Here is a 13,107-nt window from a genome sequence, read left to right as displayed (position 1 = left end):
ACGGTGACCACCGGAGACATCCAGGGCGCCGAAGCCAGCCTCAAGACCGTGGCGCGGTCCGTGGCCGTGGCCATGGGGCGCGAAGAGGTGCGCGCCGCCGTGCGCGACGCCATGCGCGACTCGCCGTGGGACGTGCACCAGGTGAGCCTTCGGGAACTGATGGGCTCGCCCCGGGGCGCAGGGCTGCTGGCGGGCGCCGCCGCCGCGGCGGGCGAAACGCCGGAAGTGTACATCGCGCGGCTTCGCGCCCTGCCGGACCTGGACTTTTCCGTTCCCAGCCGCGCCCAGCGCCGCGCCTGGCGGGGCACCCCCGGCGTGGTGGTGGCCGCCAGCGTAAACCCGGAGGACCGCACCGTCTTCGGCTTCGGCAGCGACGGGCAGCTGGTTGCCGGAGTGGGCAGCGCCTCGTCCAGCGCGCTGGTCATGATGATCAACCCCGCTGAGCCCCGGGGCCGGCGCGGAAACCCGCAGCCGGCGGGCGCGGGCGCCGTCATCCAGTCGGCGACGGACGGCGAGATCGCCGAGCAGTACACCTGGACGGATGCCAAAGGACACAAGACGGTGATGGTGCCGGGGATGACGGCTTCCGGCGGGATGGAGTCGCTGAACTTCGGTGATTCCACGTACCTGGACGAGGCCTTCTTTGAGACCAACGACTCCGGCACCGACCTGGAACTGACGTTCTATGCCAAGTTCTACCGCCCCGACGGCAGCTACCTGGGAGAGTGGACCTACCAGAACTACAGCCTTCCGTACCGCCAGGCATGGCGGCTTCGACCGGGCCTGCTCCTTCCCGTTCTGCCGGACAGCAGCAACGCGTACATCCAGCTCCGGATCAGGGAAGAGGATGGATGGGCCAACCCGGATGAATGGTACGGGCCCAGGGTCTTTACCTGGGTGGACCGCGACCAGTCCCGCCGGCTGAACGTGTCGGGGAACTCCAGCATCTACGCCGACATCGAGCTGGGATGGGTGCAGCGTTCCAAGCCCGTGGCCACTTCGGTGAACGTGTGGTCGGTGACGGTGGAGCAGGGGAGCGCGGGTGCGACCTCCGCATCGGCGCTGGACCAGTACGGCTGGGCCATCCCGGGCACCGTGAGCTCGTGGTCCAGCGGCAACTCGTCCGTCGCCTCCATCACGTCCAGCAACGGCAGCAGCGCCTCGCTGTACGGCGCGTGGTACGGGCAGACGAACATCTACGCCACCATCGGCGGAATCACGGGCAGCGGCGTGGTGTCGGTGGTGGAACCCGCGCCGCCGGCCTGCAACCCGGCGGTGCAGATCTGCCCCGAGTAGCTTTCGGGGGATGAACGGCGGCCCCCTTCCCGGTGAAGGGGGCCGCTTTCGCATGGGACGGAGATCCGCCCGCAGCCGGTGCGCTTCGGCGGGCACCCCGGATCCGCGGGCGCGGCGTAGGGCGGGCCGGATCGGCGGCGCGGGTGATCAGCATCAGCAACGGGGTGCCGCGGACGCGCGGCACCCCGATGTTCATCCATCCATCCTCAATCTCTGCTTCGCCCGGTCCCACGCGACGCGACGGAGTTGTACCGCCGCGCGCGGATCAGTGCCGCGTCTCCGTGGCAAAGATGAAGCTGTAGCTGGACCCGTACTCCTTGCTGCTGGCCAGCAGCCGCACCGTCCGCAGCCGGCGCCCCGCGACCATGGCCACGCTCTGCTCCGCCGCCTGCGCGATGGGCGCCTGCTGGTGGCACGACATGCAGTTGTTGGCGGTGGCGCTGGTCTGCAGATACGTCTCGAGCGTGGTGTTGGCCACGTTTGCCGCGGGCGTGATGTCGCCGCGGGTGAGCGGCGTGGTGCTGCCCGGCGCGGTGGCGGTGGAGTTGGCCGGCCATTGCACGTTCACCAGGCGGTAGTAGTTGAACACCGAGTTGGCCGGCAGCACGCTCCACACGTACCCCGTGACGCTGTTGGCGACGGGATCCACCGGGGTCACGCGCGTCACCTGCATGGGCGCCGGGTACGGATCGCACCCGCTGGCCTGCCCCACCGCGCAGGCGCTGTCCGGCATCTGGTTGTGCGCGCAGCCGTAGACGGTGTCGGTGGTCTTGCTGCACCCCGGGTTGTAGTAGGTGTAGCCCGGGCCCGGCTTCTGGTTGGGGTTGGACGGCAGCACGGGATTGGTGTACCCGTCCGGCGTGCTTCCCTGGTCCGGGCTGTTGTCGATCTGCTCAAAGGTGGACCACACGAACTGCTGCGCCCCCGGCACCCGCCGCAGAATGTGCAGCCCCGTGAGCCCCACGGTGGCGGGCGTCGCGCGCCCGGTGGCGGGATCCACAATCTGCGCCTGCGCCGTCAGGTAGCGGCCGTTGAGCGAGCCGTTGGCGGGGAGTACGCGCCACGCCGCCTTGAGCTCGATGCTGCCCACGTTGCGGCCGTAGGTGCGCGGCGTTCCCATGCAGTCCGCGTCGTTCACCGCGGTGGCGCTGTTGCCGCCGCCCACCGGAAGGTTGAAGCCGCCCCGCCCCTGCTTTCCCGCCTGCGCCGCGCAGGCGGCCTGCCCCGCGAAGGTGGTGAGGTCGCTGCCGTTGATGACGTTGGTGGTGATGTATTCGAACTCGTCCTGGTTGATCCGCACCTCGTAGTAGGTGAGGTTGCCGTCCTGCGCGGTCAGCCACTTGTGGTCGCCCGCCTGCTGAAAGCCGATGAGCGTGAGGTTGGCGTCGTCCAGCTTGGAGCGGCGCACCAGCCGCTTGCCGGCCGGGCGCGGGCTGGACCACAGCAGCCGGGTCCCCACCGGCTGGTTGAACACCTCCGCGGGCTCCCAGTAGCTTTCCCACACGGTGGGCGATTCGTCCGCCGGATCGCCGAAGCCGCCCCACGCCGCCGAGGTGTCGGGCTGGCCGGGGTTGGCCGGGTCCGCCCGCCAGTTGAGCGCGATGAACGACTGCCACGCCATGCAGTCCGCCCCCAGCTGGTCGCCCACGGAGGAGAAGTCGCCGCTGAGCACCGGCTTCTGAACGATGGGCGGTACGCCGAACCCCGTGCAGGGGCTCGGCGCGGGTGCCGCCTGGGCCTGCTCGCCCCCCACGCCGGCCTGGGCCGCGGGCGCGCCGCCGCGCTCGCCGTCCGCGCGCCCGCAGGCCGCCGCGTACAGGACGACCGCGGCGCAGAGAAGCGCGCGGCTACGCATGAATGCCTCCCGGCGACACGTACACCATCGCCGGAAAGCTCTGCGGCCCGGACTGCGAATCCACGATCTGGATTCCGCGCAGCCCCGCCAGCGCTCCGGCGGGCACCGCCACCGTGAGCTGGAGCGCCGTGTACGAGCCGGGATACGAGTTACCGGGCACCGCGTACTCCACGGGCACGGCGCTGTTGATGGTGACCTTGATGGAGCCGTCCACCGCGGACCCGTCCGGCAGCAGGATGCCCGCCTTGAGCGACCCCGGCGACGGGTTGTTGCACGTTACCACCAGATCCTGCGTGGTTCCGGCGGGCAGGCGCGGGGCGATGAAGGTGGTGTTGCTGGCCAGGGACATGGTCTGCCCGGTGGGCGCCGTTTCCACCGCGTTGTAGAACGCGTTCCACACGCTGGCGTACAGCGCCTGCAGCGGGGCGCCGGGCGTGGCGGCGCCGGTGGAGCACGGGGCCGGCGGGGGCGTGGTGGGCGCGGCAAGCGGGCGGGCGTACAGCCCCACCTTGAACTGCGCGGCCAGCTGCCCCGCCCACTGCAGCGGCTCGTTGTTGATCAGGATGTCGCCCAGCGTCATCTGTGGATACACGGCCAGCCACGCAGAGGGGATCTGGGCCGCGGCGTGCAGGATCATTCCGCCGGGAAAGGGCTTGCCCGTCACGCTGTCCGTCACCGTCGCGGAGCCGCGCAGCACGTGGTAGATGTCGGAGGCCTGCGCGTTCGCCGGCAGCTTCGCGGGATCGATGCCCGGCCCGAACGAGAAGCTGGCCGTGGGCGGCTGAAGGTAGAGCCCCACCGGGTTGGCCAGGCAGACGAGCTGCGGCTGGCCGCCGGTGAGCGCGCCGCCCACGACCTGGTTTACGGTGAATCCGATGTGCGGGTCGCTGTGGCGGTACTGCTGGCCGTACTTGCCGCAGCAGATGAGCGACTGCTCGTTCACGGGCCCGGCCACCTGAAACTGCACGGTGGAAGCGCCGGCCAGCCCCAGTTCGGTCTGCAGCGTGTTGGGCGTGCTGGTAAGGTGCATCACGCCGCCGCTGAACTGGGAGGCATCGCCGGTGCGCACGGCGGTGGGGCCGCTGTTCCACTTGTTGAGCGGGTTGTAGACCGGCGCGCCGGTGACGGGGTCGGTGACCGCATTGCCGTCGGCGAACATCTGCAGGTCCTGCAGCGTCACCGTGATCCGGCGGTCGGCGGGCGCGTCCCAGTTGAGCACGCTTTCGTACAGCTCGCGCACCTTTTCGGGGCTCACCATCCAGAGCGTGTTCCAGTACTCCGGGTTTTCGCAGGCAAAATCCACCCGCAGCAGGTTGCCGCTGGCGTCGCGGGCCGCGCTCCACTCGCAGTACTCATCCAGCCAGCCGCGGGGGCCGTACGGGCCAAAGGTCTTGAGCGGGCCCTTCCACTGCGCCGCGGGGCAGAGGACGGACGGGATTTCCTTGAACTCCGGCACGCTCCCGCCGGCCGCGTACTGGTCGGCCAGCGAGTACACCTGCGCCTGGGTCAGATTGTAGATGTTCGGCGGGTCGTTGGGGGGCGTGTTGGAATAGAACTGCTGAAGCCGTCCGGGAAACGCCACCCACTGCACCAGCACCGAGGGGCTTCCGGAGGGGATGTCCACGGCCGTGGGGTCGTAGAAGAACGAGGGTGCAGGCGGCATGGCCTGCGTGATCCAGCCGGAAACGTTGATGTTCCACTGCCGCTTCATCTCCACGTCCTGTGGCGAGTCCGCGGGAAAATCCTGAATGAAGGCCGGCAGCGAGAAACTGGAAAGCGTGGACATTCCTGGAACTCCGATCTGTGGGATGGGGATGATGGGATGCGCGGCGCGGACTGATCCGCGGAGCCCGCGCAACCGCCAGTTGGTGCGGGGGGTCCGATGCGGAAAAGCGGCTGCAAGGGAGGGTCCCCCGGCCGTGCCTGCGCTTGTGATCGATGGTAAGCTCTGCAACGGAATACGGTTGCAGGCTCTGCGGGTACGATGGGCAGCGTGGCCGGCGAGCCACACTGGTGAGGCAGGGTGGGTGCATGCGGGGCACGGCAGGTACAACCGCGGTCCGCGCTGCGTGCCGTCCATCACGTGAAGAAGAGAACCTGCGCTCAGCGGTGATCCGGCGGGGCGCTCTGAGAGGCGGCTGAGAAACTCGGCTGGCCAGAGTTCGTTCACCCACGCTGTCCGTCTGAGAGCACGTCGAGAAACGACCCGCAGACCGTCTTTCCCCGTCGAACCCCGCCGCTAGGCGTCATCCTGAGGGAGCGTGCGCCGGCCTTTCCATCACGCCGAGGTCATGCGCGACCGAAGGATCTACTATCCGCCGAGCCAACGTCGCGACCCGCACGCCCGTTCTCGCGGGGAGAGTAGATCCTTCGTCGGCGCCAAGGTTCGGCGGGCCGGCGGCATCATCCGGCGCCTCCTCAGGATGACGCCTAGGGGCGTGAGCCGTCCGTTGGGCCAATCTCTGCGGCAGGATGATCTGAGGTTCTCACCACCCTCTCAGGATGGCATGTTGTTGCGGGAAAGCCAGTTACCCCGCCCAGTCATGTCACCCTGATCAGACCAGGGTCGAGGTGATCGATCCAGAGCGCCCGACGGCGCGCATGTAAAAGGAGCCCCCGGCGAGCGCGCGGGGGCTTCTTTGTCACCTGATGCCGCTTTCCGATCTGAGCCGGATCCGGTCATCCTCCGCGCACCCCGCGAATCCACGAAGGAGACCGTCCTCTTGGGGCAGCAAGATGAGGCGGCGGGGTCCCACTCCGCTGGCGTGCGGCGATCAGTCCGGCTCCTTGGAAAGCACGCATCTCGTCCGGCCACATCGACTTGCGATGTGCGACGCGAAAGGGTAGCAGCAGGCATGCCGATTGCCCCGCCGGACCACACCTTCCCTGGCCGCCCCAGGTGATCGCACACTCCTCCCCGTGCGCATCGTGGCGGCTTCCGCACCAATCCATGAGCGTGCTTTCATGACCCAGGATGATCTGCAGCGCCGGGTAGACAACATTGTCTCCGGACGCAGCCCCAAGGCCCGCGCGGCTCTCGCCGCCACCCGCACCGCGCCCGGCATGCTTGCCGCCGACGCACAGGCGCGCCCCGGCCGCCCGTTCAGCGCCTTCATTCCCGAAGACGTGCAGAAGGCCGTGGACCTGGCCTCGGAGATGATGCGCATCGCCGACGCGCGGGGTGGGGGAGACGACGGGCTGGCCGACGCCGTGACCGAAGTGGAAACCCGCCTTTCTCGCGAAAGCGGCCCCCAGGCCGTTGCGCTGGACGCCGCGCCCGGCGAAGAGCCCATCCGCGGCCTTGCCCAGCACGCGCTCAAGCTGTTCGTGACGCACTATGCGCCGGCGCGCGACCGCCTTCGCCTGCACACGCTGGAGCGCCGCCAGCCGGGGCTGCTGCGCGCCTCCGCCGAGCCGTCGGCCGCCGACGAAACGGAGGCGGACCCCGGCACCCGCCCCGTGGCCACCCCGCCCGAGGACCGCGTCTCGTTCTGGCGCGAAGATCCCCTCATCAACGAGCACCACGAGCACTGGCACCTGGTGTACCCCACGGCCGGCCGCCCCTCTCCCGGCGGCGGCTACGACCTGGGCGACCGCCACGGCGAACTGTTCGCGTACATGCACGAGCAGATGCTGGCCCGGTACGACGCCGAGCGCGTGGCCGTGAACCTGGACCGCGTGACCGAGTTCGAGGACTACGCCGCGCCCATTCCGCAGGGCTACAACCCCGGAGACCTGCTGCTGTGGGACGGTGCGAACTGGTCCGCGTGCGGGCCGCGCCCGGCCGGCGCCGCGTGGAGCGACCTGGCCCCGCCGTTCAACACCCGCCCCGGCGCCACCATCCAGCAGCAGGAAACCTTCTACCAGCGGATGACCGAGGCCGCGCGCTCCGGCACGTTCTCGCTGCTCACGCCGCCTCTGGCCGTGACCATCGACAACGTGGGGGACGCCGAGGAAGCCAACACCAACTCGCCGGACTACTACGGCACCGGCAGCACGGCCAACTTTCAGACGTACGGCAACCACCACAACGACGGCCACATCCACTTCATGGCGTGGAACAACGCCGAGCCGTACGGCGTGATGGGCAACACCTCCACCGCCGTGCGCGACCCCATCTTCTTTCGCTGGCACAAGGAGGTGGATTCCGTCTACCAGGCGTACCAGAACACGCAGGCGCCGTACGACTTCGCCGGCGGCCCCCGCGTGCGCATCCGCAAGCATCCGGACGGGCACGGCGCGCAGAGCCCCGACATCCAGCTGTTCCGGCTGAGCACGCCCGGGACCGCGGACCTGCAGGCGCTCACCGCCGCCCTGGACGCGGGCGGACCGCTCCCCGCCGGGCTTGAGGCCACGGACGAGCTGCGCACGGAGATGCGGAAGCGCCAGGTGATGCTGCAGGACGCGGACGGCAACCCCGTGCTGCAGACCATCAACTATCTGTCGCACGAGGACTTTCTGTACGCCTTCCGGGTGGAGAACCTGGCCGGCGCGCCGCAGGACCTGGCCGTGCGCGTGTTTCTGGCGCCGGAAAGCGAAATCGGCGACCGCACCGCGTGGATGGAGCTGGACCGCTTCAGCTTTCTGCTGACCGGCGACACGGGCGTGGTGGTGCGCCGCTCGGAGGATTCGTCGGTGGTGCGCAAGCCGGCGCTCAAGCCCGCCGACCTGGAGCCCACGGACGAGCCTTCGCCCAAGACGGAGCTTTCGCCCTGGTGCGACTGCGGCTGGCCGTACACCCTGCTGCTGCCGCGGGGCACGTCGTCGGGGATGGGATTCCGCTTGTTCGTGATGTTTTCCGACGGCGCCGAGCTCAGCATGCCGCCGCAGCCCGGCAAGTGCACGTCGCTGAGCTACTGCGGCCTCAAGGACCAGAACTATCCGGACAAGCGGGAGATGGGATTCCCCTTCAACCGCCCGTTCGCCCGCCCCATTCCCGACACGGTGGCGCAGCAGGACAACATGGGATGGAAGACGATCTCCATCCGCTGCGCCAACATTCCGCCCGCGCCCGGGCCCGTCACCGTGGCGGTGAACCCGGACCAGCTCACGCAGCCGCAGCCCGTCTGACGGCGGAGGGGAGGGGGAGCGCACCGGCTCCTCCTCCCCTCCGCGACGACTTCACTCACACTGGATCTGTCGATGATGGCGTCCTCCGCCGTGATTCAGAACGGCGCGCGCGTGCGGCTTCCGTCGGTGGGGTTGGCGGTGCTGGTTGCCGTGGTGCCCAAGTGCGCGCTGTGCGTGGTGGCCCACGTGACCGTGCTGGGCTGGCTGGGGATTTCCGTCGCTCCCGCCGCGCTCCCCCGGCCGGTGGCGGCCCTCGCCCTGGCCGCCGTGCCGCTGATGCTGGCGTGGCGCGCCCCCGCGCGCCGCGGGTACGGACCGTTCGCCCTCGCCTGCGTGGCCGCGGTCCTGCTCGCGGGCGAACTCACGCACCTGCACGCCGATGCGGGCGCGATGCACGCGGGCCACCACGGGATGTCCTCCGCGCCCGCGGGGGAGCATTCCTCCATGGTGCCGTGGCTGGGTGCGGCTCTCCTCGTTTCCGCATCTCTGTGGAACGCGTGGCCCCGGCGAAAGCATCCGCCTTCCTGCGCGCACCACTGCTGACCGCGTCCTCGCGGACCGGCGCGCGCGGCCGGTCCGTCCCGCCCGGCCGGCGCTTGTCCCGGCGGCGCGGGACGGGTTATCGTTGCGAACCCCCCCATCGACCCGGGCGGGCACGGAAGCACGCCGCCGGGCCGTTCCGCAGGCACCCTCGCACCTCCCCGCCGGGGATGAGCCGCGGGCCGCCGCGCCCGGTCCACACGGGGCCACCCTCCCCCGGTTCGCGAGAGTCCGCCCCCACGTGCGTCCCCCATCCCCCGCCGAGAAGTCGCAGCAGGCGGCCCTTCACGCATCCCTCGAGGCGATCCTGCGCCGCGATCCGGGCGGCAGCTATCCGCGCTCGGATCCGCGCACGCAGTGGCGCCATCATGCCGCGCTCCGCCTGGGGGAGCAGCGGACCGGCATCGACCCGCTGACCCTTGCCCGCGCCGCGCTCGCCCGGGCCGAACGCGCGCTCGAGAAGGACGGGCCCGAGTCTCCCGCCGCGCACATCGGCCATCATCTGATCGGTGAGGGGACCGAGGCGTTCGAGCGCGAACTCCGCGCGCTGCCCGGGTACCGCGGAACGCGCCGCCCCGGAATCCCGCGCGGGCTGGCGGCGCCGCTCACGGTCCTGATCGCGTGCGTGCTGGTAATGGGCTGCGCGGCGTACCTGCTGGGGCATCCGGCCGCGCCCTGGGCGCGGATCGCTGCACTCGTCTGCGCCGTTCCCCTGGCCGCCGTCTACGCCTCGCGCACCGTGCGCGCGCTCCCGTGGCGGCCGCGGATGGATCTTCCGCTCCCCCGCCTGCGCCCGGAAGACGCGGAGCCGCGGAGCGCCGCCACGCTGGTGGTCGTGCCCGCGATCGTGTCATCGCCCGCGCGGGTGCGGGCGCTGCTGGACCGCCTGTGGGCGCTGCACGAGGCGCACGGCGGGGCGGAGTTCCGCTTCGCCCTGCTCTCGGATTTCGCCGACGCCGCGACCGAAACGGCGGCCGGGGACGACGCCGTGCTGGCGGAGCTGGAGGCGGGGATCGCGGCGCTGAACGCGCGCGCCGGCGATGCGGCGGGCGACCGGTTCTTCGCCCTGCACCGCGTACGGCGATGGAGCGCGACGCAGCAGGCGTGGATGGGATGGGAGCGCAAACGGGGCAAGCTTCTGGAACTGATGCGCCTGCTGCACGGAGACCCGGCGGCCTTTGCGTGGCGGTTCGGGGATGTGGGCGGGCTGCTGGCGCGCACGCCGGTTCCGCTCGTCATCACGCTGGATGACACCACGCGCCTCAGGGCCGGCGCGGCGGACGCGCTGATCCGCACGGCCCTGCATCCCCTGAACCGGCCGCGGGTGGACGAGCGGACCGGGCGCGTGCTGGCGGGATACGGAGTGCTGCAGCCCTCGGTGGAGTTCACGTTCGGCGGCGCGGGCGAAGACGCGGAGCCGGCCCGGCGCGCCGCGGGGCCGAGCTTCGCGTTCACGGCGCTGGGGGCGGGAGTACACCAGGGCGCGGGCGCACTGTACCACGTGGATGCGTTCCGGCGCGCGCTCGACGGCACCTTTCCCGACGACCTCGTTCTTCACCACGACCTGCTGGACGGCTTCGTCGCGCGGACGGGCGAGGTGTACGACGCCGTCGTCCAGCAGCCGTGGCCGGCCACCTACCTGGCCCAGGCGCGGCGCGGGCACCGGTGGCTGCGCGGCCTGCTGCAGACGGCGCCGTTCATCGCGGGGCTGCGCGGCAATCCGCTGACGGGGGCGCAGCGGTTCTTTCTGGGCGAGGCGTCGCTGGTGGAGCTGGGCACCCCGGCGTCGCTGGTCCTGCTGCCGCTGGCGTGGACGGTGCTCCCCGGCCCGGCCTGGGTGTGGACCGTGGCCGCGTGCCCCGCGCTGCTCCTGCCGTTCCTTTCCCTCATTCACCGAATCCTCCTTCTGCCGCTGCGGAGGGGGCGGGGCGCCGGGCCGGGCGCGGCGCTGGGCCGCCTGGCGATGGGGGCGTTCGCGCAGGTGGTGCTGGTGCACCAGAGCCTGGTGGCCGCCGATGCGCTGGTGCGCGTGGCGTGGCGGATGGGCGTGTCGCGCAGGCGGCTGCTGGAGTGGGCGCCGCGGCAGGAGCCCGCCTCGCCGCTGTCGGAATACTGGCGCGCGCTCTGGCTGTCGCCGGTGGCGGGCGTGGCGGCGCTGGGGGCAGTGGCGTGGTGGAGGCCGCAGAACCTGCTGCTCGCCGTGCCGTTCGCGCTCGCGTGGATCGCCGCGCCGGCCATTGTGGGGCTGGGAGACCGGCTCGTCTTTCGCCCCGGCGCGGATCGCTCGCCGCGGGTGGAAGGTGCGCCTGACGGATCAGGCGGCGGGGGATGAGGAGAGGTGGATCGACCGGAACGCGGGGGGAATGATCTCCGGCCGCCCGGTGCAGAGCACGACGGTGCAGGGAAGGGCGCCGAGGTCGAGGGCGAGCGCCCGGGCCCGTTCCGCGTCCAGTTCATCCAGCGTGCCGTCCAGCACCAGCACGCGGGGAAGCCGCGGCAGCAGGCGCGCCAGGCAGAGCAGCCGCGGCACCTCGCCGCGAAGCACGGCGGGGGTCAGGGGGGTGAGTTCGGCCAGGGGGAGCGCGGCGAGCCATCCGGACAGGCCCACGCGCGCGCAGGCATCCAGCACGTCCGCCCGCGTGCATGCCGGGTGCACGACGCGAAAGTTGTCCAGCAGCGTGCCGGGGACGGGGTGCGCGCCGGAAAGGACGCCCGCGCACACCGGGCCGCGGCGCGCTTCCTCCATCCCCCACACGGGCACGCCGCCGACCGTAACTTCGCCGCCGGAGGGCGGCACCAGGCCCAGGATCAGCTGCGCCAGGGCGGCCCGGGCCTCCGCGTCGCCGGTGACGCCGATCGCCGCGCCCGTATTGGCCTCCAACGTGGTGGATGACAGGCGTTCGCGCCCGCCCGCGGCGTAGCGGGCGGCGCGGCAGTGGAGCGTGCCGGAGCCGGATGGACGGATATCGGTTGGGCGAGGCGCTTCCCGCTCCGCGTCCGCGAGCGTCGCCAGCGTCCGCATCCACCCGCGCAGCAGCTGCAGGTCGCCCGCCAGCACGTGGGTCGCAGTGAGGGCGGCGGTGCCGAGCAGAAGGACGGCGAGCGCGTCTCCCGGCGCGAGCGGAGAGGTGAGGAGGGCGAGCACCACGAACGCGACCCCCAACCCCGCGGCGTGCGGCCCGGGCGCGGTGACCGGCTCGCCGGCCACGGCCGCCTGCGCCTGCTCCCGCGCCTGGTTCCACCGCGCCAGCGCGGCCGTCAGGCTCCCCGCCGCGCGCAGTTCCGCGGGGCGCGCCAGCACCGCCCACGCCCACTCGCGCGCGGCCTGCACCCGCGGCCGCCACCGCGCGGCGCGCCGGTTCCATCGCCGCGCGCGCCACTCGGCGCCGGCGGCAATGGCCGCGAGCGCCGCGGCCAGCACGCCCCCGGTCATCCCCGAAATCCCGAGCACCGTGGCCGTGCCGGCGAGCGCCAGCGCCAGCAGCCGCATGCACCGCAGCGGCGGAATGCGGGGGTTTACGGTGGGATCGATGTCCCCCGCCAAGTTCCCGAGAAAGCGCGGCGTCCGCGAGGCGAGATAGTCGTACGGCGCTCCCGCGGCCACGCGGGCAAAGCGGCCGGCGAGGAAGGCGGCCAGCGTGCGGCGCAGCGCGGACTCCACCCCCGCCGCGTACAGCCCGAGCCCCGCGGCCAGCGCGGCGGCGACCACGGCGGCGGAAAGGGAGGGCGCCGCGTCCATCCATCCCCCGTCCAGCGCGGATCGGGCCCGCCCGGCCCCCCACGCCGACGCGGAGGCGGCCGCCGCCATCCCCGCCGCCGCCGCGCCGAGGTCCAGGATGCGTCCCCGCTCCGCGCGCAGCCACGGGGCGAGCAGCGCGCGCACCGGCCCGGCCTCCTCCGCGCTGCGTCCGACGGCCAGCGCGGCGGGATGCGCCGGCTCCAGCACCAGCGCCGTGCCGCCGTACATCCCCGACAGCTCCGCCCGGCTCATGCGCAGGCGGCCGCGCGCGGGGTCGGCGATGCAGGCGAGGCCGCCGGAAAACCCTTCCAGCACCACGAAGTGGCCCTGCCGCCAGTGCAGAATGGCGGGCGTAGGCACCTCGCCCAGCATCTCCAGCGGGGCGTCGAAGCCCTCCGCATCCAGCCCCAGCGCGCGGGCCGCGTCCCGGAGGGATTCCAGCGTGGATCCGCCTTCCGTGCCGCCCAGCGCGCGGCGCAGTTCGTGGCGCTCGCAGGGCAGGCCGTAGTGCCGCAGCACCATCTCCAGCACCGCCACTCCGCAGTCGCTCGCGCCCGACTGCCGGATCAGGGGCACACGCACGGGGCGCGCTCCCTCCGTCGACGGA

Annotated in this window: 7 protein-coding genes; 4 read left to right on the top strand and 3 right to left on the bottom strand. The window is 71.9% G+C overall.

Annotated elements, in window-relative coordinates; genetic code table 11:
• The first annotated feature begins 3 nt into the window (after nucleotides 1-3).
• Complete coding sequence (locus HNQ61_RS15855) at nucleotides 4-1,296, top strand: hypothetical protein (protein WP_170034897.1); 1,293 nt, start codon at nucleotides 4-6, stop codon at nucleotides 1,294-1,296.
• A gap of 265 nt (nucleotides 1,297-1,561) precedes the next feature.
• Here HNQ61_RS15855 and HNQ61_RS15850 read toward each other — a convergent pair whose 3' ends face one another.
• Together HNQ61_RS15850 and HNQ61_RS15845 are read right to left on the bottom strand one after the other, a co-directional pair.
• Nucleotides 1,562-3,151: a hypothetical protein gene (locus HNQ61_RS15850; RefSeq protein ID WP_170034898.1), complete on the bottom strand. Its 1,590-nt coding sequence runs from the start codon at nucleotides 3,149-3,151 to the stop codon at nucleotides 1,562-1,564.
• The gene (locus HNQ61_RS15845; protein ID WP_205761535.1) at nucleotides 3,144-4,937 is read right to left on the bottom strand and encodes a hypothetical protein; all 1,794 of its coding nucleotides are present in this window, start codon (nucleotides 4,935-4,937) and stop codon (nucleotides 3,144-3,146) included. Before HNQ61_RS15845 ends, HNQ61_RS15850 begins: the two co-directional genes overlap by 8 nt.
• Nucleotides 4,938-6,115: 1,178 nt before the next feature.
• On the opposite strand from HNQ61_RS15845, the gene HNQ61_RS15840 reads away from it, so the two are divergent.
• From HNQ61_RS15840 to HNQ61_RS15830, 3 genes are all read left to right on the top strand, one after another.
• Entirely contained in the window at nucleotides 6,116-8,221 is a 2,106-nt protein-coding gene (locus tag HNQ61_RS15840; RefSeq protein WP_170034899.1) for a tyrosinase family protein, read from the top strand.
• A gap of 72 nt (nucleotides 8,222-8,293) precedes the next feature.
• Complete coding sequence (locus HNQ61_RS15835; RefSeq protein WP_170034900.1) at nucleotides 8,294-8,764, top strand: hypothetical protein; 471 nt, start codon at nucleotides 8,294-8,296, stop codon at nucleotides 8,762-8,764.
• 238 nt (nucleotides 8,765-9,002) lie between these two features.
• Nucleotides 9,003-11,093: a hypothetical protein gene (locus tag HNQ61_RS15830; protein WP_170034901.1), complete on the top strand. Its 2,091-nt coding sequence runs from the start codon at nucleotides 9,003-9,005 to the stop codon at nucleotides 11,091-11,093.
• Here HNQ61_RS15830 and HNQ61_RS15825 read toward each other — a convergent pair.
• Nucleotides 11,076-13,082, bottom strand: coding sequence for a cysteine peptidase family C39 domain-containing protein (locus HNQ61_RS15825; RefSeq protein WP_170034902.1), 2,007 nt, complete (start codon nucleotides 13,080-13,082; stop codon nucleotides 11,076-11,078). The genes HNQ61_RS15830 and HNQ61_RS15825 overlap by 18 nt on opposite strands.
• Between the last annotated feature and the right edge of the window lie 25 nt (nucleotides 13,083-13,107).

The sequence above is a fragment of the Longimicrobium terrae genome (assembly GCF_014202995.1).
In the GTDB taxonomy this organism is placed as follows: Bacteria; Gemmatimonadota; Gemmatimonadetes; order Longimicrobiales; family Longimicrobiaceae; genus Longimicrobium; species Longimicrobium terrae.
This window is presented reverse-complemented; position numbering and strand designations above follow the sequence as displayed.